This window comes from Paraburkholderia sp. BCC1876 (assembly GCF_902833695.1).
Lineage (GTDB): Bacteria > Pseudomonadota > Gammaproteobacteria > Burkholderiales > Burkholderiaceae > Paraburkholderia.
Map to the genome: position 1 here is coordinate 172133 of NZ_CADFGI010000013.1, position 23768 is coordinate 195900.

General features: G+C 62.2%; 19 protein-coding genes. 9 read left to right on the forward strand and 10 right to left on the reverse strand.

Annotated features, from left to right (window positions below):
- Positions 1-88: 88 nt before the first annotated feature.
- Positions 89-730, reverse strand: a complete 642-nt coding sequence (locus tag HWY05_RS33115; protein ID WP_035560944.1) for an FMN-binding negative transcriptional regulator — start codon at positions 728-730, stop codon at positions 89-91.
- A gap of 289 nt (positions 731-1019) precedes the next feature.
- On the opposite strand from HWY05_RS33115, the gene HWY05_RS33120 reads away from it, so the two are divergent.
- A complete protein-coding gene (locus HWY05_RS33120; protein WP_176061001.1) occupies positions 1020-2438 on the forward strand; it encodes a DUF1254 domain-containing protein in 1419 nt (472 codons plus the stop codon).
- 214 nt (positions 2439-2652) lie between these two features.
- The gene (locus HWY05_RS33125) at positions 2653-6447 is read left to right on the forward strand and encodes a DUF748 domain-containing protein (protein WP_176061002.1); all 3795 of its coding nucleotides are present in this window, start codon (positions 2653-2655) and stop codon (positions 6445-6447) included.
- 80 nt (positions 6448-6527) lie between these two features.
- On the opposite strand, the gene HWY05_RS33130 is transcribed toward HWY05_RS33125, so the two are convergent.
- Positions 6528-8081 carry a PLP-dependent aminotransferase family protein gene (locus HWY05_RS33130; protein ID WP_176061003.1) on the reverse strand — a complete coding sequence of 518 codons (1554 nt, stop codon included), beginning with the start codon at positions 8079-8081 and terminating at the stop codon, positions 6528-6530.
- Between the two features lie 130 nt (positions 8082-8211).
- Here HWY05_RS33130 and HWY05_RS33135 point away from each other — a divergent pair, with 130 nt between their 5' ends.
- From HWY05_RS33135 to HWY05_RS33165, 7 genes are all read left to right on the forward strand, one after another.
- Positions 8212-9321 carry an ABC transporter ATP-binding protein gene (locus tag HWY05_RS33135; RefSeq protein WP_035560954.1) on the forward strand — a complete coding sequence of 370 codons (1110 nt, stop codon included), beginning with the start codon at positions 8212-8214 and terminating at the stop codon, positions 9319-9321.
- Positions 9322-9458: 137 nt separating this feature from the next.
- Entirely contained in the window at positions 9459-10508 is a 1050-nt protein-coding gene (locus HWY05_RS33140) for an ABC transporter substrate-binding protein (RefSeq protein WP_035560957.1), read from the forward strand.
- Between the two features lie 114 nt (positions 10509-10622).
- Positions 10623-11900 carry an ABC transporter permease gene (locus tag HWY05_RS33145; protein ID WP_035564025.1) on the forward strand — a complete coding sequence of 426 codons (1278 nt, stop codon included), beginning with the start codon at positions 10623-10625 and terminating at the stop codon, positions 11898-11900.
- A gap of 15 nt (positions 11901-11915) precedes the next feature.
- On the forward strand, positions 11916-12755 hold the full coding sequence (locus HWY05_RS33150; protein ID WP_035560960.1) for an ABC transporter permease: 840 nt from the start codon (positions 11916-11918) through the stop codon (positions 12753-12755).
- A gap of 154 nt (positions 12756-12909) precedes the next feature.
- A complete protein-coding gene (locus HWY05_RS33155; protein WP_176061004.1) occupies positions 12910-13968 on the forward strand; it encodes an OmpA family protein in 1059 nt (352 codons plus the stop codon).
- A gap of 236 nt (positions 13969-14204) precedes the next feature.
- The gene (locus tag HWY05_RS33160) at positions 14205-14846 is read left to right on the forward strand and encodes a response regulator transcription factor (protein ID WP_176061005.1); all 642 of its coding nucleotides are present in this window, start codon (positions 14205-14207) and stop codon (positions 14844-14846) included.
- Between the two features lie 14 nt (positions 14847-14860).
- The gene (locus HWY05_RS33165; protein WP_176061006.1) at positions 14861-15238 is read left to right on the forward strand and encodes an Hpt domain-containing protein; all 378 of its coding nucleotides are present in this window, start codon (positions 14861-14863) and stop codon (positions 15236-15238) included.
- Positions 15239-15269: 31 nt separating this feature from the next.
- Here the strand turns inward: HWY05_RS33165 and HWY05_RS33170 are convergent, their stop codons facing one another.
- The 8 genes from HWY05_RS33170 to cpaB form a co-directional block, all read right to left on the reverse strand.
- Entirely contained in the window at positions 15270-15863 is a 594-nt protein-coding gene (locus tag HWY05_RS33170) for a lytic transglycosylase domain-containing protein (RefSeq protein ID WP_347880826.1), read from the reverse strand.
- 221 nt (positions 15864-16084) lie between these two features.
- Positions 16085-16822: a TadE family protein gene (locus HWY05_RS33175; RefSeq protein WP_176061007.1), complete on the reverse strand. Its 738-nt coding sequence runs from the start codon at positions 16820-16822 to the stop codon at positions 16085-16087.
- 101 nt (positions 16823-16923) lie between these two features.
- The gene (locus HWY05_RS33180; RefSeq protein WP_176061008.1) at positions 16924-17274 is read right to left on the reverse strand and encodes a DUF192 domain-containing protein; all 351 of its coding nucleotides are present in this window, start codon (positions 17272-17274) and stop codon (positions 16924-16926) included.
- A complete protein-coding gene (locus tag HWY05_RS33185; RefSeq protein WP_176061009.1) occupies positions 17271-18152 on the reverse strand; it encodes a type II secretion system F family protein in 882 nt (293 codons plus the stop codon). The genes HWY05_RS33180 and HWY05_RS33185 overlap by 4 nt, the downstream gene beginning before the upstream one ends.
- 3 nt (positions 18153-18155) lie before the next feature.
- Positions 18156-19004: a type II secretion system F family protein gene (locus HWY05_RS33190; protein ID WP_176061010.1), complete on the reverse strand. Its 849-nt coding sequence runs from the start codon at positions 19002-19004 to the stop codon at positions 18156-18158.
- Positions 19005-19014: 10 nt separating this feature from the next.
- Entirely contained in the window at positions 19015-20922 is a 1908-nt protein-coding gene (locus HWY05_RS33195; protein WP_176061011.1) for an ATPase, T2SS/T4P/T4SS family, read from the reverse strand.
- A 21-nt stretch (positions 20923-20943) separates the two neighbouring features.
- Positions 20944-22599: a pilus assembly protein N-terminal domain-containing protein gene (locus HWY05_RS33200; RefSeq protein ID WP_176061012.1), complete on the reverse strand. Its 1656-nt coding sequence runs from the start codon at positions 22597-22599 to the stop codon at positions 20944-20946.
- Positions 22600-22623: 24 nt separating this feature from the next.
- The gene (gene cpaB / locus HWY05_RS33205; protein WP_176061013.1) at positions 22624-23751 is read right to left on the reverse strand and encodes a Flp pilus assembly protein CpaB; all 1128 of its coding nucleotides are present in this window, start codon (positions 23749-23751) and stop codon (positions 22624-22626) included.
- Between the last annotated feature and the right edge of the window lie 17 nt (positions 23752-23768).

The following is a 23768-nucleotide window of genomic DNA, read 5'->3' on the forward strand; positions in this document are numbered from 1 at the left end:
GCAGGGGGCCGCGTAATGAACCCAGTATCTTCCTTCCCATGATGGGAAGGTCAAGGACGGTTTGCGCGGTGCGGCCGAAAGTCGCCGCTCAAAACGCCGGCGGTGCATCCAGCATGGCTTGCCCGACTGCCTGCTGTTCATCGCTGGAACGCGCCAGCAGCGTTTCGGCCGCGCCGCGGCGGTCGGCGGCGGCCTTGTTCTGGCCGAGTTTCCATTTGCCGACCAGCCGCGTCACTTCGATTTCGATCCCGACGATCGCGCCGAGCATCTGCGCGATAAAGTCGGCGGGCGCGTCGCCCATCTTCCACGGCACCGGCTCGCCGGCTTCCATCTTGCGCGTCAGACGCGCGACCAGACCGCGGACGAACGTTTCGTCGTCGCGTACGACGATCCGGCCGTGCGCATGCACGACCATGTAGTTGTAAGTCGGCACCTGCCGATGCGCGTCGTGCTTGCTCGGATACCAGTTCGGCGAAATATAGGCCGTCGGCCCCTGGAAAATGACGAGCGCGTCGGGATGGCTGGCCACTTCCTGCCAGACCGGATTGGCCCGGGCGACATGCGCCCGCAGGATGGCGCCGCCAGCGGGAGCGACGTCCAGTTCGAACGGCACATGATTCGCATCGAGCCCATTGGGCCCGTTCGTAATCAGCGCGCCGAGCGGCTGCTCGCCAATCAGGCGATGCAGCACCTCGGGTCGGTTCTCTTCGAAATGCGCGGGCATGTACATAAACCACTCCGGATCCACATGGGCGAAAACACCGCCAGACTTCGACACGTGCGACCCGGCAGACAGCGTAAAACAGGCCGAATTTGACGCAATCGCACATGGCGTGTGCATGACAACGCGCTATTCATACCTTTGCGCTTGCCTGGTGAGCAAGGATACGATACAACCCGGTGTTGTCGGCATCGCGCACGGCGGACTGGCTGCGCGGGGTTTGGGGAGACCCCGCCAAAGCAGATCTCGCTGCGCGCCGACGTCTCCCTTAGGACCGCACGTTCCGCCACCTGAACGAATGATAAAAAATCGCCGAGAACTGTTTTCGCTTCACTGGACCTGCGCATCGTTCGCAGGCCTCGCATTTCTGGCCGGTTGCGCGTCGCCGCCTGCCGCGACGCAGAAACCCACGGGCTGGATCAAGGACGAAGTCGCCGACTCGTACGTATTCGGCTACCCGCTGGTGCTGATGGGCGTCGCGCGCGACGCGGCGGTCGGCACCGATCCGGGCCAGGCGCCGCTCAATACGCTGCGCCACGCGCAGGCGTTGCCGCCGGTCGGCGCGTCGAACCCGCCGCAGCCGAGCCTCGACACGCTCGACTCGACCGGCTGGCTGGACGTCGGCAGCGAGCCGGTGATCGTTTCGCTGCCCGATTCGCATGGCCGTTACGTCGATGCCCGCGTGCTGGATATGTGGACCAACGTCGTCTGGTCGACTAGTGCGCAATTCACCACCCGCGCGGCCGGCATCAAATCGCAAACGATTGCCTTTGTCGGCCCGGGTTGGCAGGGCGATCTGCCCAAGGGCGTGAAGCGCGTCGACGTGCCGACCCGCAACGCGTGGGTGAGCGTGCGGATTCAGTCGAACGGCACGCGCGACCTGACGGCGGTCCGCAAGTTGCAGCGCGCCATTCGCGTCGCGCCGCTTAGCGCCTATGTGGGCGACACACGCACGGCGACCATTACGCCGCCGCGCAGCAATGCCGCCGACGCGGCCGCAAGCGCATCCGGCACACCGGCCGCGCAAGTCGCCGCGCTCGACGCCAACGGCTTTTTCACGCGACTCGCGCAAGCCTTGCCCGACAATCCGCCGACTCCGGCCGATCCGCACGCACTGAAATTCCTCACCGACCTGGGCGTCACGCCGGGCGAGCCGGTCAAGCTGCCGAAGGCGGCCGATGCGATTGCCGCCGGCCTCACCGAAGGTCATGAGCGGGTTGTCACGGCGCCGAGCAATCTCCTGAACGGCAACGGCTGGAACTGGTTCGGCGACGGCGTCGGCAATTACGGTCCCGACTACGCGTTGCGCGCTTATGCCGCGTCCATGCAACCGGGCATCGGCACGAAAGACGACGAAGTGCGCGCGGTCGTCACGCAAGACAGCGACGGCCACGCGCTGAACGGCGCCAATCGCTACGTGATTCACTTTGCGCCGAACCAGTTGCCGCCGGTGCGAGGTTTCTGGTCGATCACCGCCTACACAAAAGACGGTGCATTGGGTGAAAGCGCGCCGGCCCGTCTGGCGGTCGGCGATCGTAACGGCGCACGCCGCAATCGCGACGGTTCGCTCGACGTGACCGTCTCGTCGGCGCGTAGCAAGAGCGGCAACTGGTTGCCGGCGCCGCGCGCCGATCTGCAACTGGTGCTGCGTTTGTATGCGCCGAAGCCGCAAGCCACCGACGGTAGCTGGCAACCGCCGGCGGTCGTGCGTCAGTGAAATGCGTCGCTGATATGACAGTCGCGCGCGCTTGATGCATCGATTAATTTATGCCCGCCGTTTTACAACGGCGGGCATAAACTTTTAATAGCGTCAGCGATTGTGTAAGCCCCGGCTTACATTTCTATCCCATCCCTGATTCACGACTTATACTGCCGCTTGCGGGATTTTCGTTTTCGCGGCGGGCTTGCCGCCGCACTACCCAAGACCGAGCATGGCAAGCCTCAACAAAGCATCATTAGCCTCCTCCATGCAGACCGTGCGCGACGTCGCGCAGTCGCGCCGCACCCGGCGTGTCCTGACCGGTCTGCTGATCTTCGTCGTATTGTTCGGTCTGCTGGGCTTCTTCGCGGCGCCGCCGCTGATTCGCCATATCGCCGAGCAACAACTCAGCAAGCAGCTCGATCGTCCGGCCACCATCGGCCGGATTGCGCTGAATCCCTATACGCTGCGACTCGAAGCCGACCGCGTGCATATCGGCGATAAAGACGGCGCGGGTGATTTCGTCGATATTTCGCGGCTTATCGTGCAGGCGTCGTGGAGTTCGCTGTTTCGCGCGGCGCCGATCGTCGACGAAGTGCAACTCGATTCGCCGCGTTTTCATATTGTTCGTTATGACGCGCAGCGTTTCAATTTCACCGATCTGATCGAGAAGTTCTCGAAACAGCCGGCCAAACCCGACAGCAAGCCGACGCTGTTCTCCGTGTCGAACATTCGCCTCGAAAACGGCCAGATCACGTTTGACGACAAGCTGCTCGGCGTGACTCATGTGATCGATCAATGGAAGCTCGGCATTCCGTTTATCGCCACGTTGCCTTCGAAAACCGACATCTTCGTCGAGCCGTTGCTGCGCGCGCGGATCGACGGTAGTCCGCTGGCGATCGACGGCAAGACCAAGCCGTTCGCCACGTCGCGTGAATCGGAAGTGTCGCTGCGCTTCGACGGGCTCGATGTGCCGCGGCTCATGTCGTATGTGCCGACCAAACTGCCGGTGATCGTGCAGTCCGGCAAGCTGTCCACCGACCTCAAGCTCAACTTCGTGATTTCGAACGACGCGCCTTCGCTGCGCGTAGCCGGCACCGTCGATATGAACGACGTGGACGTGCGGGATCAAAGCAAGGCGCCGTTCTTCGCGGCCCACGCCGTGCATGTGGCCGCCGCGACGCTCGAGCCGTTGAAGAGCCTCTATCACTTCGACGAGATCCGCATCGACGCGCCGAGCGCCGATCTGGCGCGCGATAAAGACGGCGTGTTGAGTGTCGAGCACATGTTCGCGCCGGCGCCGGTGGCGTCTGACACGGCCGCTGCGTCCGCACCGGCGACGGCATCGGCTGCTGCATCGGCGGCCAGAACTGCTAGCGCACCGGCCGCCGCATCTGGCGCCGCCGCGACGGAAACGGCTGCGGCTCCGCCGCTGGATCTGGCGATCAAACGCTTCGTGCTGAATGACGGCACCGTGAATGTTCACGACGAAGCGGCTTCGCGGCCCGTCGACGTCGGTCTGCAAAAACTGGCTGTGGCGCTGACCGATTTCTCGACACTCGCCACCGCGCCGGCGCATTACACGCTGAATACCGATTTCAAGGACGGCGCCGGTTCGCTCGGCGCGGCAGGCGCGTTCGGCCTCGTCGCGAAGACCGCGAGCGCGAAGCTCGATCTCAAGTCGCTGAAGCTGCCGCTGCTGCAGCCCTATATCGACACCGCAACCGCCGCGCAAGTGACCGACGGCGCGCTGTCCGCCACGGTGAATATCGGCGCGAACTGGTCGAAGGAGCCGGTCGCTGTGATGGTCGCCGACACGCAGCTCGATCTGCAATCGCTGAAGCTGGCGGCGCGCGGCAGCAAGCAACCGCTCATCGCGCTCGCGCAGGCGCACGTGACGGTCAAGCAGGTTGACGTGGCGGCACGCACCGCCGACATCACGAGCGTCGAGACGACCGGTCTCTCGGTCGACGCGCAACGCCTGAAAGACGGCAGCATCAATCTCACGTCGCTGGCCGGTCCGCATGAAGTCGAGCAGCAGCGCACGGCGATTCACGCGGTCAAGAAGGCGCAGGCGCAAGGGCCCGCGTGGCACTACAAGATCGGCGAACTGAACCTGAAAGACGCGACCGCCAATTTCACCGACAACACCACGCCGCAACCGGTGCGCCTGAGCATCACGCCATTGCAACTCAAGGTGCAGCAGATCAGCGACGACCTGAGCCGTCCGCTGCCGATCGACCTACAGGCCACGTTGAACAAGAAGGGCACGCTCGGCGTGAAGGGCGACGTCACGGCCACGCCGCTCAAGGTCGCGGTCAAGGTGAACGCGAACCGGCTCGACGCGGCGGCGTTCGAACCGTACTTCGGCAGCAAGCTCAATGCGGTGATCGCGAGCGCGTTGCTCAACGCGAACGGCGAACTGGCGCTGAGCCAGACGAAGTCGTTGAAGGCGAACTATCACGGCGACATGGCGCTGGTCGACGTGCGGATGCTCGACAAGGCGACCTCCGACCCGTTCGCGGGCTGGGGCTCGCTCGCGCTGACCAACCTCAAAGCCGATTACGACGAGCGCGGCACGGAAGTGGACGCGGGCAAAGTCACGTTCACGAAGTTCTACGGACGCGTGCTGCTCGACGCGCAAGGCAAGCTCAACCTCAAGGATGTGGTCGCGCATGAAAGCGGCGCGCCCCAATCGCTGACGCGCGACAAGAGCGGCGCCGAACCGGTGCCGCTGACACCGCAAGCGCCTGCGGTGGCGGCAGCACCGGCGCCGGTTTCGTCGACTACACCCGCCACACCCGCTACCGTGACGGCCGCTACGCCGCCGCAGAGTCCCGTCAAGCTGCACTTCGGTCAACTGGTGCTGCAGCAAGGCCGCGTGACCTATACGGACAATTTCATCAAGCCGAATTTCACGGCGAATCTGGTCGGCATTACAGGCACGATCGGCGCGTTCGGGACGCAATCCACGACGGCCGCGCCGGTCGACGTCGCCGCAAAACTGGCGGCCAACGGTCCGCTATCGATTCGCGGGACGGTCAATCCGCTGATCGAGAAACCGGCGCTCGATCTGACGGCGAGCGCGCACGATATCGAGCTGACCAACCTCACGCCATATTCGGCGAAGTATGCCGGCTATCCGATCACCAAGGGCAAGCTGAACGTCGATCTGCACTACCAGCTCGCTAACGATCAGTTGAACGCGAACAATCACCTGTTCATCGATCAGCTCACGTTCGGCGACCACGTGCAGAACGATACGGCGACCAAGTTGCCGGTGCGTCTCGCGATCTCGCTGCTGAAGAATTCGCGCGGTGAAATCGACGTGAACCTGCCGGTCTCGGGCTCGTTGTCGAATCCGGAGTTCAGCATTGGCGGCCTGATCTGGCATGCGGTGCTCAATCTGCTGCAGAAGGCGGTGACCGCGCCGTTCTCGCTGATCGCCAACGCGTTCGGCGGCAGCGGCGAGGAATTGGGCTATGTCGAATTCGAGCCGGGCTCCGCGAAACTCACGGACGCCGACAACAAGAAGCTCGACACGATCGTCAAGGCACTGGCCGACAAGACGTCGATCAAGATGGACCTGATCGGCCGCGTCGACCCGGCTGTCGACGAACCCGCGTTGCGCACGCAATACGTGGACCGTCTGGTCAAGCAGCAGAAGATCAAGGACGTGGTGGGCAATGGTGAGAGCGTCGATCTGTCGACGGTCACGGTCGATCCAAAGGATTACGACAAGTATTTGACCCAGGCCTACAAGTCCGCCGACTTCAAGAAGCCGCGCAATTTTGTCGGCCTGACCAAGAGCCTGCCGAACGATGAAATGAAGAGCGCGATTGCCGCCAACGCGCCGATCGACGACGCCAGCCTGCGTCAGCTCGCGCAGCAGCGGGCGCAGAGCGTGCAGCAGTATCTGGACGGCAAGATCGACAGCAGCCGCGTGTTTATCGTTGCGCCGAAGCTGAACGCCGACGGTATCAAGGACAAAGGCGCGACCACACGGGTCGACTTTGGCTTGAAGTAACGTTATCGGGGCGGCGAACGTGGCGTGCAGCACGGGCGCGTGAAGCCACGTGAAGCCGCGCAAAACCACGCGCCGCGCAATCAGGCGGCGCGCGTCGGCTTCTTCAACGCGGTCTGCTCGATCACACGCGCGAGCGTGTCGAACGCGGGGCCGATCTTCTCGTTCGGCACGCACGCATAGCCCAGCAGCAAACCGCGCCGCGCGGGCGTATCGCTGCTGTAGTAGCTCGCGAGCGGACGCACGATCACGCCGGCATCGTAAGCGGCGGCGGTCACCGCGCGATCGTTCGCGTGATCCGGCAAACCGAGCACCAGATGCAGACCGGCCTCGTCGCCCATGACCGGCAGTTCGCTGCCGAAGCGCGCGGTGATCGCGTCGATCAGAATCTGCCTGCGCTCGCCGTACAACGCACGCATGCGCCGAACGTGCGACGTGAGATGGCCGTCCATAATGAAGTCTGTCATCACCGCCTGCTGCATCAACTGCCCCTCGCGGTACAACTCCGCGACGCCGGTCCGGAACGTCTCCACCAGATGCTCCGGCGCGATCATGTAGCCGATCCGCAAGCCGGGAAACAGCATCTTCCCGAGGCTGCCCACGTAGATCACCTGCCCGGCCTCGTCGAGTCCTTGCAGCGATGCGAGCGGCCGGCTGCCGTAGCGGAACTCGCTGTCGTAGTCGTCCTCGATGATCCAGACGTTGTGCTGACGCGCGTATTCGAGCAGCGTGCGGCGGCGCGCGAGGCTCATCACCATACCGAGCGGATATTGATGCGATGGCGTGACGAGCGCGAGGCGCGGCGGCTGTTGCAGATCCTGTTCGCGCGGATTCAGACCTTCGGCGTCCACGGGCACCGGCACCAGCGTGATCCCCGACGATTGCAGCACGCTGCGCGCGCCCCAATAACAGGGCTCCTCGACCCACGCGCGATCGCCGACGTCGGTCAATAAACGCACCGCCAGATCGATCGATTGGTGAATACCCGTGGTGATGATGATCTGATCGGGCGTGCAATTCACCGACCGCGCCACGCGCAGGTAGTCGGACAGCGCACGCCGCAATGGCCGATAACCGCCGCCCGGTGCGTAGGTGAGCAGATCGGGATTGGCCTCTTTCCATAACCTGGCCTGCAAGCGGCTCCACGTACGCGCCGGAAACTCCGCGACGTCGGGCACGCCCGGCATGAATGCACCCCATTGCTTGGCGGATACGCCGGCTTTGTCGATCAGCCGACGCCCCCGCGTCGACAGGTCGCCGAGATCGCGTTTGGGCGGCGGTGGCGGCGGCTCCGCAGCGGGGCTCGCTTGCGTGTCGACACTGATGACCACCACGGGCTGCTTGCGCGCATTCATCGCGGCTGTGTCCGGCCTCGTGTCCGCGACGTAGGTGCCGCTGCCGGTGGTCGAGATCACGTAGCCTTCGGCGGTCAACTGATCGTAGACGTGCAGCACCGTATTGCGTGCAATGCCGAGATCTTCGGCGAGCGTGCGTGAGCTCGGCAGCTTGGTGCCGGGCGGCAACTGGCCGGTGAGAATGGCCTGCTGCATCAGTCGCAAGGTCTGTCTGTAGACCGGTTCGGCGGCCGTGCGGTCGAGCCTCGCGGCGAGCCAATCCGACAAGATCACGGTGTCCAAGTGGTTCTATCCGGAATAATGAAATGGTTCCATATTGTAGAACCGTAACGGTCTATAGTGAGCCACGCAATTGACACAATCCCGCTGTTTTGCAGGGGGAGCCAGATGGATCGCAGAGGAGACTGGAGCGATGAAAACCGATGACGTGATCGTCAGCTTTCGCGGCGTGCGCAAGACCTACGACGGCGAAACGCTGGTCGTCAAACAGCTCGATCTGGACATCTATCAGGGCGAATTCCTGACGTTGCTCGGGCCGTCGGGTTCGGGCAAAACCACTTGCCTGATGATGCTGGCGGGTTTCGAATTTCCCACCGGCGGCGAGATCTGGCTCGACGGCACGTTGCTCAATACGGTGCCGCCGCACAAGCGCAACATCGGCATGGTGTTTCAGAACTACGCGCTGTTTCCGCACCTCACAGTCGAGCAGAATGTGGCGTATCCGTTGACCGTGCGCAAGGTTTCGGCGCAGGAGCGTGCGGAGCGCACGCATAACGCGCTGAAAATGGTACGCATGGAGAGCTTCGCGAAGCGTTATCCGGCGCAGTTGTCGGGCGGCCAGCAGCAACGTATCGCGCTCGCCCGCGCCCTGGTGTTCGAGCCGAAGCTCGTGCTGATGGACGAACCGCTCGGCGCGCTGGACAAACAGTTGCGCGAACACATGCAGTACGAACTCAAGTCATTGCACGAGAAGCTCGGCGTCACCTTCGTGTACGTCACGCACGATCAGGGTGAAGCGCTGACCATGTCCGATCGCGTCGCCGTGTTCGATAAAGGCATCGTGCAACAACTCGATACCGTGGACCGTCTGTACGAATCGCCGTGCAACGAGTTCGTCGCCAACTTTATCGGCGACAGCAACAAGCTGCGCGGCACGATCGCGAATGTCGACGGCGAGTTCTGCGAGTTTCATCTGAGCGACGGTACGCGTCTCACCGGCCGCAATATCGGCGGTGCGCGGGCGGGCACGTCGGCCGTGGCGTGCATTCGGCCTGAGCGCATGAAGCTGGCCAATCGCGCCGTGAACGGCGAGCGGCGCGCCGGCGCCAATGCGCTCAGCGGCGAAGCGCGCGGGCTGATCTATTTCGGCGACCACGTGCGGATGCGCTGCGGTCTGCCGCAGCAGGACGAGTGCTTCGTCAAGGTGCCGCTCGGCACGGCAGCGCTCGATACCTTTGCACCCGGCGCGCCGGTCGCGTTGGAATTCGCGCCGGAGCATCTGCGGGTTTTTGCCGAAGCATAAACAGGTTGAGCGTATTGGTTGCAGTGAACACGCCGGACGTGCAACGCGCCCGACGTGGGTAAGTCTTTTCAGCAGCACATAACAAAACCGCGTCGTACATAGATTTGAAGCACATCACCCAAGGAGAGCAACACACCATGAGCAAGATCGTGAAATCGCGCTGCGCCATCGCTGTCGGTGCTGTCGCGCTCGCGCTGGGCGCCGCGCAAGTCAATGCCGCCGAACTGACGGTCGTCAATTTCGGCGGCGCGAATGGCGACGCGCAGAAAGCGGCATTCAACCAGCCGTTCGAAACGCAGACCAGCAATAAAGTGACCGCCGTCGAATACAACGGCGAGCAGGCCAAAGTGAAGGCCATGGTCGAAGCCAAGCACGTGAATTGGGACGTGGTGGAAGTCGAATCGGGCGACATTGGCCGCGGCTGCGATGAAGGCCTGTACGAAAAGCTCGACTGGTCGAAGCTCGGCAAGAAGTCGGATCTGATTCCTGAAGCGCCGCAAACGTGCGGCGTCGGCTTTTTCGTGTGGTCGACGGCGCTCGCGTATAACGCCGACAAGCTGAAAACGGCGCCGACCGGCTGGGCCGACTTCTGGGACGTGAAGAAATTCCCGGGCAAACGGGCTATGCGCAAGGGCGCGCGCTACAACCTCGAATTCGCGCTAATGGCCGACGGCGTGGCGCCGAAAGACGTCTACAAGGTTCTCGCTACGAAGGAAGGCCAGGACCGCGCATTCAAGAAGCTCGACGAGCTGAAACCGAATATTCAATGGTGGGAAGCGGGCGCACAGCCGCCGCAATTCCTCGTGGCGGGCGACGTGGTGATGTCCACCGCGTACAACGGCCGGATCGACGCCGCGCAGCGCGAAGGCAAGAACCTCAAGGTGGTCTGGAACGGCAGCATTTACGACCTCGACTATTGGGCGATTCCGAAGGGCACGCCGAACAAGGCGCTGGCCGAGAAGTACATCGCCTATTCGATCTCGTCGAAGCCGCAACAGGACTACGCGCATAACATCGCCTACGGTCCGGTGAATGTGACGGCAATCAAGGCGCTCGACGCGAAGACGCTCGCCAATCTGCCGAACTCGCCGGCCAACGGCAAGAACGCCGTGCTGCAGAACCTCGCGTTCTGGACCGACCATGGCGATGAACTGGAGCAGCGCTTCTCGTCGTGGGCTTCGAAGTAAGCGGTTGAGTTTGAGAAGGCGCGGTTCGATCGATAGTGAGCCGCGCCGTATCGATGCAATGAAACGTTCGCGCTTATCCGATGGATGCGCGCGAACGTTCAGATGGAGACGGGTGTGACTACGATGACGATCGCCGCCGATTCGACGCCTGAAGCAAGTGGCCGACTCAAGCGTGAACTGAAGGCCGCGGAATCGAAAAAACGGGCCATGGCCTTGCTGTTGATCGCGCCGCTCGCCATTTTTCTGCTGTTGATTTTCGTCGTGCCGATCGGCGCGCTGTTGACGCGCGCGGCGCAGAATCCGGAAGTGGTCGGCGCGCTGCCGCATACGCTGAATGCGCTGAGCGCCTGGGACCGCAAGACGCCGCCGCCGGACGCCGCTTATGCCGCGCTAGCTACCGACCTCACCGCAGTCGCCGACGGCGACGGCATGGGCGCGCTCGCACGCCGCCTCAACGTGGAGATTCCCGGTTATCGCTCGCTGGTTGCAAAGTCCGCGCGCGCCATGCCGTTCGTCGACGACAACAACAAGCCGCTGCAACTGACGCCCGCGCAGGTTCACGCCAAATTCGTCGAACTGGACGAACGCTGGAACGACGTCACTTACTGGCAAGCCATCGCCAAGAACTCGGGCGTGTATTCGGCGTTCTACCTGCTCGCTTCGCTGGATCATAAACAGGACGCGTTCGGTCACATCATACCGACCGATCCCGATCAGCAGATCTACCTCACCGTGTTCGGCCGCACCTTCGTGATCGGCGCGGTCGTCACGTTCTTCGCGTTGTTGCTCGGCTATCCGCTCGCGTACTGGATTTCGACGCTGTCCGAGCGGCGTGCGAATCTGGTGATGATCCTCGTGCTGATTCCGTTCTGGACTTCGATCCTCGTGCGCGTGGCCGCATGGATCGTGATTCTGCAAGGCGAAGGGCTGGTGAATAAAGCGCTGATCGCGAGCGGCCTGATTCACGATCCGCTCGCGCTGCTGTTCAACCGCACCGGCGTCTACATTTCGATGACGCACATTCTGTTGCCGTTCATGATTTTGCCGCTGTACAGCGTGATGAAATCGATCCCGCCCACGTATCAGCGCGCCGCGGTGTCGCTCGGCAGCCATCCGTTCGCCGCGTTCTGGCGCGTCTATGTGCCGCAGACCTATCCGGGCATTGGCGCGGGCGCCTTGCTGGTGTTCATTCTCGCGATCGGCTACTACATCACGCCGGCTTTGCTCGGCGGCCCGGGCGATCAGATGGTCAGCTACTACGTCGCGTACTTCACCAACGTCACGATCAACTGGGGCATGGCGTGTGCGCTCGGCGGTCTGCTGCTCGCCGCGACGCTCGTGCTGTACGTGATCTATGGACGCTTCACGCGTTCGTCATTGAGCCTTGGCTGAACGGAGTCTATTACGATGAAACTTGCCAAGCCCTTGTTCGCGCCGCATACGTCGATGGTGGAGCGCGTGTGGTATTTCGCGCTGCGCGCACTGGCCGTGCTGACGCTGCTGTATCTCATTCTGCCGGTGCTGGCGATCGTACCGCTGTCGTTTTCGTCGAGCACGTTTCTGGTGTATCCGATCCCGGGCTGGTCGCTGCGCTGGTATCAGAACCTGCTCGCCTCCGATGAATGGCGCACGGCCGCCAAAAACAGTTTCATCGTGGCGCCGTCGGCAACGATCGTCGCGACGGTGCTCGGCACCCTGGCGGCGATCGGGCTGACCAAAGCGAACTTCCGCGGCAAAGGGCTGCTAATGGCGATCCTGATCTCGCCGATGATCGTGCCGGTGGTGGTGGTCGGCGTCGGCATGTATCTGTTCTTTGCGCCGCTTGGGTTGGCCAATACGTATATCGGGCTGATTCTCGCGCACGCGTCGCTCGGCGTGCCCTTCGTCGTCACGACGGTCGCGGCCACGCTGCAGGGGTTCAATTACAACCTGGTGCGCGCCAGTTTGTCGCTGGGTGCGAATCCGGTCAAAACGTTCTTTCGCATTACGTTGCCGGTGATCGCACCGGGCGTTATCTCGGGTGCGCTGTTCGCGTTCGCGACATCGTTCGATGAAGTGGTCGTCACGCTGTTCCTTGCCGGCGCGGATCAGACCACGCTGCCGCGCCAGATGTTCACCGGCATCCGCGAGAACATCAGCCCGACCATTGCGGCGCTCGCAACGATTCTGATCGTGTTCTCCACGGGCCTACTGTTGGCGCTCGAATGGTTGCGAGGCCGCAATGCCGCGCGCGCGGTCAAGGCCTGAGGTTCATGATCGAGACTGCGACGTTGGATATTTAAGGTTCCTTACATTCTGCAAAGTTCCGAACCGTTTCTAAGATTGTTCCCATTCCCCGTGTGTCTGCGTCTGTTCATACTCTGAGCCCTCTTCAGCAAGATGCGCTCGACGCAGACAGTCAATGAAACTCCAGCTAACCCTGCTTGTCTGCGCGCTGACCTTAACGGGCTGCGCGGACCGTGCTGCGCGTGAGCGGCTAGGTATCGAAGACGCCTCCGTGTTGAGAACAGGCATTGGCGCCACGCAGGACGAACCTGCGGGCGCGGCGAACTCGCAATGGGTGAATGCTTACGCGCCGATCGCGAACAGCCGCGCTGCGATGACGTCGTTACAGGAACGCCTCGATCGCGCGCCCGGTAGCCGCAACGACTATTTTCGAGCGAAGGCGCAATGCTGGCTGGACGCCGCCCAGCAGGCGCGACAAGCGCATGATCAATGGGGCTTCGTCGAGGAGGCGATCGGCCAGGCCGCGACGATCACGGTCGGCGTTGAGCGCGGCACACCGTTATCGGCTGCGAATGCCGCGTTGCGCACTGTGTCCACGGTACGTCCTGATCTGTGGGGGATCGTCAACACAATCAAGGCAGATCCCGCCCTCGCTCAATGTCCGCCAGCGCAGCCGCCGCTTGCCTGCGCCGAAGTCGAACTGATGCAGGCGGGGCATGACGCATGGATACGTAGTTTCGCCGATGCCGAGAAGCACCTGCCTGACGTCAAAGACAAGCTGCGCAAATCGGCCGAAACAGCGGTGCAATGCAAGCAGGCCATGTCGGCATCGGTGCCCGTGTCGGCGTTGCCGGTAAAAGCGCCGCAAACAATGACGCTGCGGGCGGACTCGCTGTTCCGTTTCAACGACGCCTCGATATTGCCGGCTGGACAGCGCCAACTCGATGACGTGGTGAGCGCGCTAAAAAACGCGCCTGCCGTTCACGCCTTGCAGGTCACCGGCTATGCGGACCGTCTTGGCGGCGCGGCCCGCAATCAGTGGTTGTCGACGCAACGTGCGCAAACCGTCGAGCAGTATTTGCGCGCGCGTGGCGTGACATTGCCGATTACCGCGCGAGGTCGAGGCAGTGCGAATCAGCGGGTTGAATGCCATCAGAGCAGGCAGGACGCTTTGGTGCGATGTCTCGCACCGAACCGTCGTGTCGAGATAGAGCTGGTGGGCGCGGCGGCTTAGCGGGTTCTTCTGTCGAGCGTGTCTCTGTGCGAAACGGAGCCACTAACCTGAAACGCGGCACATTCTCGTCGCCATGCGACAACCGCCACTAGCGTGCAGGGGTGCGGCAGTACTCGCCGGTCCTCTGTCTTCCATGCTCGGAACGAGCGAAAGCGCCGCACGAATTAATGCATCGTCAGACCAGATGGCGTCGACGATTTGTGCGGCAAAGGATTTTTTAAAAAGGAAAGTAAACCATGTCAACTATTCTGGTTATCGATGATCATCCGGCATTCCGGATGGTTATCAAAATGCAACTCATGCAATTACTCGGTATCGAAGAAGTCATCGAAGCCGACAATGGACAAACCGCTGTCGAGCTTGCCCGGCAATACACGCCGAAACTCGCCATATTGGACCTCGACATTCCGCGCATCAGCGGGCTCGATGTGATCCCGCGTCTGAAGCTTGCGCATCCGGCGATTCGTGTGCTGGTTTTGTCTGGACACGACCCCGCCATTTTTGCGCCGCGCGCGATGCGCTCCGGCGTCCACGGCTTCGTAGGCAAGTCGCAGGAAATGAAGGAGATCTTGCGCGGCGTGGAGGCGGTATTAGCGGGCTACACGGTCTTCCCGGTGACCGCCAACGGCGCCGGCATCGCGCCTGCCGTCGGCATGGGTGGCGAGGAAGACAGGATCGGTCTGCTGTCGGACAAGGAACTGGTGATTCTTCAAATGCTCGCAAAGGGTCTGTCGAATAAAGCGATCGGCGACGCGCTATTTATCAGCAACAAAACCGTGAGTAGTCACAAGACTCGAATCATGCAGAAGCTGGGTGCGAAATCTCTGGTCGAACTGATCGATCTGGCGCGGCGCTGCCGGATCGCCTCCATGCAATGACGAGAGCGGCTAGCATGATGACTTGCGCTATAGCTTTCGACGACGCTCATGCGCTCGCTGTAAGAACGCTTGAGTTGACCGGCGGCGACCACTTCAGCGCGCGGCGTCTGCTCGCGCTGATCGTCGAGACCAATCGAGTTGCGGTCATACAGTTACGCGACGGTTTCGCGGCGCAGTCCTGGGATAGAGTGGGCAGCGCGGCGCATCGAGTGGCCGGATCGGCCTGCCTACTTGAATGTACCGAACTGATTGCGTTTCTGACGGAGTTGCAAGTGGCGGCGCGCGAGCGCGAAATCGCAACGGTATCCGCGCTCATGCAACGCGCGATCGACGCATTGGAGCGTCTCGACATGTCTATCACCGTGGCGCTCGATTCGGCCCTTCTGCGCTGAGTCACGCATTTTTCCGGCACCGGTTTGACGCTCAGTCGCTGATTCCCGAGCCGACGATCATCAAGCGTTCGCGTGCGTCGTCCGAAACCTCGCGTACCAACGCCGCAGTTCTCGAAGACGCGGTATTCCGATACCACTGGTATCGAGCCATGACCCTGGGTATATAGTTCATCGTCTCGATGTACGGCGGTATCTGCCCGCCATACTTTTGTACCGCACCTTCTCCGGCGTTATAAGCAGCAAGCGCGAGTGACAGATCACCGAACTGGCCGATCAGCGCTTTCAGATAACGCGCGCCCGCAGCGATATTCTGACGCGGGTCGAACAGATTGGACGCACCGTGCCGTGCGCCGGTCGCGGGCATTAACTGCATAAGACCCGTTGCGCCTTTGGGCGACACCGCTTGCGGATTACCTCCGGACTCGACATCGATCACTGCCATGAGCAGCGCGCTATCCACATCGGCGAGGCGCGAGGCTTCGTCGATCAATGGCGACAAGGCCATGACGCGCGAAACAGCCGAAGCGGACAGGGGCCGCGCCGCAGCGCGTGATATCGAGTTGCCCGGCGGGATCGCGATGGAAACCGGCTTCGCGGCGACGGCGGCTTCGTCGTTCGTGGTCATTCCGCCGATCATCATCACCACGCTCGGAGCGTGATGTGCGCGAGCTGACGCGTCGGCAGTTTGCGCGCGGCACGGCAGCGCGATGATGCCCGCAGTCATTGCGACAACCGGTAATAGCAGAGGCAAGCGCGCATTGGTCACCGCCTTAGGCAGCGCAATAGCCCATCGCGTCGCGCTGCGACCTCTCACTGCCGGACTGCGTCCGTTCACCCGAAATATCATCAATTACCCGTCGGATTCGGCGAATCGTTCAGCGCCGATGCTCTCAACGGAGACTGCATGCGCACGATCGCTTCCGAGTCCAGGGCGATCGGCCAGCGGCCGGTTGCGACGCCATCCTTGAGTTGCGTCTTGCACAACACGTCAGCGTTCCTGGGCGCGCCATAGGGGTCCTGATTTGCTGGCTCACGGGTTAGAAGACCCATTGTGCCGATGCTGCCGATCACGTTGGTCGCGTAGTAAATGACCTTGTTCACCAACGGCACATAGAGGGTGTAGCAATAGTGCACGTGGATCTTCAGCAGATTGGCGTCCTGGATGTTCACGCCGGAAGTGGCCGCGGACGCAATAGCAGCGTCGCGGTACATCAGCGAATCGTTGGGAATCTCGCTATAGTTCGCCGCCTGGTCCGGATAGTGACGAGGCCGCGAATAGTCCTGTATCGCGGCCGAAGTCGGGTTGAGCACGGTGATGATGCTGTAGTTCGCGGCAGCGGTCTGCGCCTTGGCAAGCGCGGCGCTGACACCCTCGGCGCTCGCCTGACGCGCGTAAAGCGGCGCCAGACCCCGTGCGAGGCCGCTTCGCATGGCTTGCATGGAGCCGTGATTCACCGCGCCTTCGCGCGCGGCTTCCAGGACCGCCACGTCCAACGTCGACTTCGCTTGATAGAGCAGCACGAACTGCAAAATACCGAAGCAGACGAATAGCAATGCCGGCGCGATGATGATGAATTCCGCCATCGATTGCCCCGACTGCCGGACTCTGCGCGGTTGCTGCGTCGATGTTGATCCCGATCCTGAGCGGCGCGCCGCTAGCCGCCGCGACTTAAAAAATGCCGCGCTCACGAGACCGCCTCGAAAGCCAAACAATCGCCGACCGCGAGTCGAAGTCGACGTGCCGCGCCGGCTGACATCTCCAGCGTCTGAGCCGCGCGAAAGTCGAGCACCACACGGCGCCTAGGTACACCGTGGTAGATCGCCACGATGCGCTGCCGCCGGTTCAGAAACACTACGTCGATAGCGAAGCGCATGCCGAACGTATGCACCGAACCGCAGCGTTTCATCAGCAAAGCTTCGTCGGCGGACAGGTGGTCGCGACCTAGCAGACCTCGCAATCGCTCCCGCGCCGTCTCGGTCACCTCGACCGCGACGCCGACGTCACGGCCATCCAGATAGAGATGCGCCGTTCTCACAGCAGACCCTCCTGCACGAACTTCATTACGATTGGGAAGCCGAGCACGATAAACGTAATCGGAAAAATGAACACGAGTAGCGGAAACACGAGTTTTACCGGCGCCTCCATCGCCTGTTTTTCGGCTCGCTGAAATCGCTCCGAGCGGCGCTGCTCGGATTGAAAGCGCAACGACTTCGCGAGTCCCGATCCCATGCGCTCGGCCTGGACCACCGCGCCGACCAGGTTCGTGACTTCCTTGATGCGCAAGCGATCGTCGAAACGGCGCAGTGCTTCCGTGCGATTCAGTCCGGATTTGAGGTCGCGTAGCACGTGCTCGAGCTCCCAGCGCAGAGGACCTGCCGGTCCTTTTTCCACCGCTTTCTGAATCGCACCGTTGATATTCAGCCCGGCTTCGACGGCGAGCGTCAGGAAGTCGAGAAAAATCGGCAGATGTTTAAGGATTTGCGAGATACGGCGGCGACGCACGTCGCGCGTCCAGATACGTGGGTAGTAATAGCCGAGCAGGGCCGCACCGATCACCGCGAGTATCGAGAACATGCCGAGCGCCAGCATCAGCAGAAGCACCACGAGCGCCGCCATGATCGAAGAGATGATGGACAACGCGATGAACTGTCGTGCGTTCATCAGAAACGTGAGCGACGTCAGGCGCAATTGGAGATCGGTCCGCTCCACCAACTGCTTGCTGAATTTACCGCCGAAATGATGGACCACGAAGTTGACGAGCGGCCATAGCGGCCGCAGCGACCTGGGCAGCGGATCGAGAAAGGCGCGATCTTCCTGCGGCACCGAGGCGGCCAGGCCGTTGATCGACTTATAGCCGACGCCGGCGATAAAAATCACGCCGAGACTAACGGCGAATGCGATGAATAGGAGCATAGGTCACACGTCGATGTTAGTGATCTTGGAGATCGACAGATAGCCGAGACACTCCATGACGCCGATGACGGCCAGTGTGGCCCAGCCGACAGGTTCATTGAACAGCGGCGCCATCGCTTTCGGTTCCATGAAGCGCAGCACGAGCATCAGAAAGAGCGGCAGGCACGTCATCACAATGCCTTGCATCCGGCCCTGGGACGTTAGCGCCTTGATCTTGCCGTCCATCTGGATTTTTTCGCGCAGGGTGCGAGCGACCGACTCCAGCGCCTCGGCGAGATTGCCGCCTACTTCGCGCGCGATCGTCACCGCTGCCGTCATCATCAGAAAGTCAGGAATCGGAATGCGTTTCTCCACGTTGCGCATTGCGATGTCCAGGTCGATGCCAAGACGAATCTCGCGCATCAACAGATCGAACTCTTGAGAAATGGGCGCGGACGATTCGTGTACGACGGCCTCGAGTGCAGTGGGAAAACTGGCGCCCGCGCGCAGCGCACCGGACATCATCAGCAGCGCGTCGGGTAATTGCTTTTCGAGCGCTGCAATGCGCTTTTTGCGCATGCGCCTGAGGTATTTTTTCGGCAACGTCAGCGCAACCGGCACAGCGGCGAGCGCGATCAGAATGCTGTGACTGAGCAGAAACACGAGGACCGGCAACATGATCATGACGACCATGCTCCAGGCTGCGGTTTTCTGCCGGTTCACGAACACGAACGCATCCGCTAGCGACGACTCGATTTCGCCGGCCATTTGCCGCGAGCCGGCGCGGAGCGTGGCTGTACCCATGCGGGAGATCAGAAAGATCAGGAAGAGGCTGCCGAAGAACGCCAGCGCGAGAATGATGGGGAGGCTCATGAGCGATCTCTCATTCGGCGCGCGTGAAAATGTCGGTATTCACGGGAATTCGCCTGCGAATCAACTCCTGATAGAAATCGGGAATGTAAGCCGTGGGCACGAACGTGCCGTGAATCTTGCCGTTCTCGCCGAAGCCTTCTTCTTTGAAAACGAAGACGTCCTGCAGCGTGATCACGCCCGACTCCATGCCGCTGACTTCGGTGATGTGCGTGACGCGGCGCGAGCCGCACGAGAAGCGCGACTGCTGCACGATAAGGTCGACTGCCGAGCAGATCTGCTCACGAATTGCCTGCACCGGCAGATCGAGGCCGGCCATCAGCGTCATTACTTCGAGACGTGCGATGCAGTCGCGCGGCGTGTTGGCATGCGCGGTGGTCAGCGAACCGTCGTGACCGGTATTCATGGCCTGCAACATATCCAGCGCTTCGCCGCCGCGGCATTCGCCGATCACGATCCGATCCGGACGCATCCGCAAACAGTTCTTGACCAGATCGCGAATCGGCACCGCGCCCTTGCCTTCCATGTTCGGTGGGCGCGCTTCGAGCGACACGAGATTGGGCTGCGACAGTTGCAGTTCCGCGGCATCTTCCACGGTGACGATGCGCTCGTCGTCGGGAATGTAGCTCGACAGCACGTTCAGCAGCGTTGTCTTGCCGGACCCCGTGCCGCCCGAGATGATGATGTTGGCGCCTTGCTCGACGGCGGTCTGCAGAAACTCGAGCATGTCGGACGACATCGAGCCGAACTGGAGCAGATCCTCGCCGGCAAGCTTGCGTTTGGAAAACTTACGGATCGTGATGCTGGGGCCCTTCAGGGCGAGCGGCGGGATTACCGCGTTGACCCGCGAGCCGTCGGCGAGGCGCGCGTCGACCATGGGCGAGCTCTCGTCGATGCGTCGGCCGATCGGCGCAACGATTCGCTCGATGGCGCCGAGCACAGCGCGGTCGTCGGTGAAGATCACGGGCGAGCGGGTCAATTGCCCCGATTGTTCGACGAAAATCTCGTTGTGGCAGTTGACCATGATTTCCGACACGGTCGGGTCCGCGATCAGTTCCTCTAGCGGCCCGAGCCCGATGATTTCGTCGAACACGCTTTTCTTCAACGTCTCAAGCGCAATGTCCGGTGTGCGGAAGCTCGGGTCGTGACTCAGAATATCGTCGAGCGCGGCGCCGACGGTCTTGCGCAGTTCGTCCTCTTCCATGCGCGCCACGTTCAGACGCCGCAGGTCGAGCGCGGCGATCACTTTCATGTGCGCCTGCTTGCGCAACTCGATGCCGAACGGACTGTTGATCGGCGCGACGGGCAGCTCGCCGGCAGCGGTTCTTCTTGCGTGCGCGGGCTGCATGCGGAGTGGCGCTTCGGAGGCGGGTTTGTTGCGGGTAGCGGTGTCGTGGTGTGCCGATGGCGGCCGTTGCGTCACTGGCGTGGCGATTTGCGTTGCGGTGAACGCTATCGACGAACTGGGCGAAGACGCAGCCGCTGCAAAGGAAGGCGCGCGGCCGTCGTTTAGCGACTGTTGATCCGGTGTGGCAGACGCAGCGTGCGACACGCTATGGGACGGTTGTTGAAGCGCCATATCTGCCTGAACCGTCTGCTGTGCCGACTGTGCCGATGATGCCGCCGCAGCCGTCGCGCCCCGAACGATCCTGATCGTCGTCGTGCCGATTTCGATCTGGTCTGCTTCGGTCAGCGGACCATAGCGTGTAATGGCCGAACCATTGACGAGGGTCGCCGCGATGCCGCCCTGATCTTCAATGTAATAGGCGTTGTGTTCCCTGACGACACGCGCCTGCAGCTTGCCAACCAGCAATCCCTTGACGATGACGTCGCAGCTCGCGTCCTTGCCGATCGTGCAGCCCTGTTCAACCTGGAGTGCGCGCACAGCCGCGTGGCGAGTGTGAATCTGAAGATTAAGCATGGTGCTTCTCCACGAGACCGGTCAATTTGCCGAACTGCCGATCGTGCCGACTTGCTGCGTCGGCACTTTGCCGTTCGAAGGAGGCGGCGCCGCGTCGAGCGGTCTGTTCGGCATGGCGGAGGATGGCGGTGCAGCGCTCAGCATACGAAGAGCCTCAGCCACGCCGACCGGCGGCGTGCTGCCGGACGCAGGCGACGACGCGGGTCGAGCGCCGACGTCATCCCCGGCCGGGAAGGATGGCGCTGGTGATGCCGCCGCCGCACGCGGCGCACTGCTGCGAACCGGCGTGGGAATGAGCGCGGGCGTGGGCGCGATGATGCTGCGCGGCGTGGTCGTGTGAGCCGCTTTGTCTTCGTCGTCGACGAGCGGATCCGGGTTGCCGTGCTCTGCCCGGAAGCGTTGATCCACCTTGTCGGCACGCGCCAGCAAGTTGACGTTGGGGTCCAGCTCCGGATCGGAAATCACCGGCGTCACGAAGACCACCAGATCGCTTTTCTTCGCGCGGAAGCTGTCCGAGCGGAACAACTGGCCGATGATCGGCACCTGACTGAGAAACGGCATGCCGTGAGAGTCGTTCACGGCATCCGCGCTGACGAGACCGGAAATGGCAAGCGTCTCACCGGCACGCATCGAAATGTCGGAGCTGGTGTTGCGGGTGAGGAAACCCGGCATGCCGCCGTAAGTGACCGTTGGGTCGATCTGGCTGATCTCGGTGGTCAGATGGGCGGAGATGACGTTGTTCGCATCGACGACGGGAGCAATGCTCAATTTGATCCCGTACTTCTTGTATTCGACATTGGTCGTGCCGAGCGCGCCCGACTGGGGAATCGGCACTTCGCCGCCCGCCAGGAAGCTTGCCGTACCGCCGCTCTTCGTATTCAATTCCGGCGCGGCGAGCACGAATGCGTCGCCGTTGTCGACCGCGAAATTGATCTGCGACGTGATGTTCGACGCAATGCCCGCGAGGAAGTAGTTCGTGCCCGACAGGGCCGCTTTCGCCGCGCCGCTCCCGAAGCTCGCACTGCCGCCGATCTGCGGTCCTTTGAAGGCGCTGTCCCAGGAAATGCCGAGGTTTCTCTGCGCATTGCGTGTGACTTCCATGATCTGCACCTTGAAGTGGACCGTCTTCCTGAGCGCGTCGCCTTCATCGATCCTGGTGGTATCGATCACGTTCTTCATGTCTTGCGTGGCGGACTTGACGATGCCCACCATGTCCTGATGCACGACACCGGACAAAACGATGTTCGAGCCGATGGCGTCGATGTGCAGGCCCGCGACCGATTTCAATACCGAACGCAGTTGCTCCAGCGAAGCGTTCACCTCGGCTTTGGCAATGCGCACGGTGGTTTGCAATGCAATGCCACGTTCGTTCCATACCACGAGCGACGTGATGCCGTCCTGTTCGCCGAGCAGCATCAGACTGCCGTCGACCACGTTCGCGGTGATCAGCTTGCCGTTACCGATCGCAATGCGCCGGATGGTGCCGGGAATGTGCAGGATGCGGACTTCGCCGCGAAACATTTCGAGCACGCTGGGGCTGGCGGAGGGCGCGTCCATGGTCCGCGAGTAAGCGGCCTGGGCAAGCGCGGCGGGTGCGGCCTCGCATAACATCACGCCGATAAGGGCGGACAGCAAAAACCGGCGACGCAGCGGCGTCGCATTGTGATTGACTTTCATGGTGTGAAAACTGGACTCGCTACTTTAGTTCTGCTTTGACGCGCTGGGTGCAACGGCTTTTTGCAGTTGTTGGGCAATGGCGTTGGCCTGCTCGTAGAGGCTCGGCTGACTTTGCGGCGCTGCCGGTGCCGGAGCCGGTGCGGATTGCGCCGCATGGGCCGCGGCGATGTCGGCACGAGGTGCTTCCTGCGTGGCGTTAGATGGCGCGCCGCCTTGAGGAACCAGCGGCACGAGCATGCTGGTGCTGTTGGCCCCGCCGCCGGCGATCACTTCGACGCCCTGAGCGGCGCGGCTTGTACCGATACCGGTCCCGCGCGTCAGTTGGCCCGGATCCGTGAATACCTCGCTCTCCTGAACCAGCGACGGGCCTGCGCTACCTTTGTCGTCGGCGTTGCGCAAAATCAGGCGCAAGCCGCCGATCTTCTGCGCGAGTGCGATACGCGCGACGTCTTCAACCGGAACCTGCAGCGTGACCGTGGTGTAGCCCATGCCTTCCTGCCGGCTCATCGCGCTGCTGTTGGCGTTAGCCTGGTCCTGCTGGGCCGCTTCGCCTGCGTCGCGCGGACGCATGTCCTGGCCGGTGGCGAGCACCAACACATTCGGCAGCAGCAGTTGCGCCATCTTCTTGTCGTCGGCGGATTGCGATTCGTGAAAGACCTTGCCGAGCCAGTACATATCGACGCGATTGCCGGGACGAATCAGTAGCGCGGTCGAGTTGACTGTGTCGATCTCGACGGTCACCGCGCGCTGCCCAACCGGCAGAACATCGGCGAAGTCGCGCCCGCGCAGCGAGTCGACGTCGCCGGCACGCAGAGGCAGACCCCGGCGCACCGGCTTGACGAGGTGTGACGCATGGTATTGCTGGAAGCCGTCCGCGCGGATCATGTCGTCATAGACCATGTCGCCGGGAATTTCGCGCGAGACGAACGCGGCGCTCGACAACGGCGTGCCGACCGGCACGTCTTGCGCGGGCACCACGACTTCCACGCCGGCGCGCACGCCGTGCGCGGCGATGTCGGCCTTGAGTTTGCTCTCGCGATCGTTCAGGTATCGGTACAGCAGATAGGTGAGGCCGCCGGCAACCAGCATGGCGAGGAACAGCAGCACCCAGGAGTTCGCGAGTAGCGAGCGGAGTTTGATTTTTCTAAACATGATCTATTGACCGTCGC

What these genes read in the sequence shown, in the direction of transcription:
- HWY05_RS33195 (WP_176061011.1), bottom strand. Translation starts at nt 20,922, where the DNA reads ATGCTTAATCTTCAGATTCACACTCGCCACGCGGCTGTGCGCGCACTC.
- HWY05_RS33135 (WP_035560954.1), top strand. Translation starts at nt 8,212, where the DNA reads ATGAAAACCGATGACGTGATCGTCAGCTTTCGCGGCGTGCGCAAGACC.
- HWY05_RS33125 (WP_176061002.1), top strand. Translation starts at nt 2,653, where the DNA reads ATGGCAAGCCTCAACAAAGCATCATTAGCCTCCTCCATGCAGACCGTG.
- HWY05_RS33200 (WP_176061012.1), bottom strand. Translation starts at nt 22,599, where the DNA reads ATGAAAGTCAATCACAATGCGACGCCGCTGCGTCGCCGGTTTTTGCTG.
- HWY05_RS33185 (WP_176061009.1), bottom strand. Translation starts at nt 18,152, where the DNA reads ATGCTCCTATTCATCGCATTCGCCGTTAGTCTCGGCGTGATTTTTATC.
- HWY05_RS33115 (WP_035560944.1), bottom strand. Translation starts at nt 730, where the DNA reads ATGTACATGCCCGCGCATTTCGAAGAGAACCGACCCGAGGTGCTGCAT.
- HWY05_RS33170 (WP_347880826.1), bottom strand. Translation starts at nt 15,863, where the DNA reads ATGACCACGAACGACGAAGCCGCCGTCGCCGCGAAGCCGGTTTCCATC.
- HWY05_RS33155 (WP_176061004.1), top strand. Translation starts at nt 12,910, where the DNA reads ATGAAACTCCAGCTAACCCTGCTTGTCTGCGCGCTGACCTTAACGGGC.
- HWY05_RS33150 (WP_035560960.1), top strand. Translation starts at nt 11,916, where the DNA reads ATGAAACTTGCCAAGCCCTTGTTCGCGCCGCATACGTCGATGGTGGAG.
- HWY05_RS33165 (WP_176061006.1), top strand. Translation starts at nt 14,861, where the DNA reads ATGATGACTTGCGCTATAGCTTTCGACGACGCTCATGCGCTCGCTGTA.
- HWY05_RS33190 (WP_176061010.1), bottom strand. Translation starts at nt 19,004, where the DNA reads ATGAGCCTCCCCATCATTCTCGCGCTGGCGTTCTTCGGCAGCCTCTTC.
- HWY05_RS33140 (WP_035560957.1), top strand. Translation starts at nt 9,459, where the DNA reads ATGAGCAAGATCGTGAAATCGCGCTGCGCCATCGCTGTCGGTGCTGTC.
- HWY05_RS33175 (WP_176061007.1), bottom strand. Translation starts at nt 16,822, where the DNA reads ATGGCGGAATTCATCATCATCGCGCCGGCATTGCTATTCGTCTGCTTC.
- cpaB (WP_176061013.1), bottom strand. Translation starts at nt 23,751, where the DNA reads ATGTTTAGAAAAATCAAACTCCGCTCGCTACTCGCGAACTCCTGGGTG.
- HWY05_RS33160 (WP_176061005.1), top strand. Translation starts at nt 14,205, where the DNA reads ATGTCAACTATTCTGGTTATCGATGATCATCCGGCATTCCGGATGGTT.
- HWY05_RS33120 (WP_176061001.1), top strand. Translation starts at nt 1,020, where the DNA reads ATGATAAAAAATCGCCGAGAACTGTTTTCGCTTCACTGGACCTGCGCA.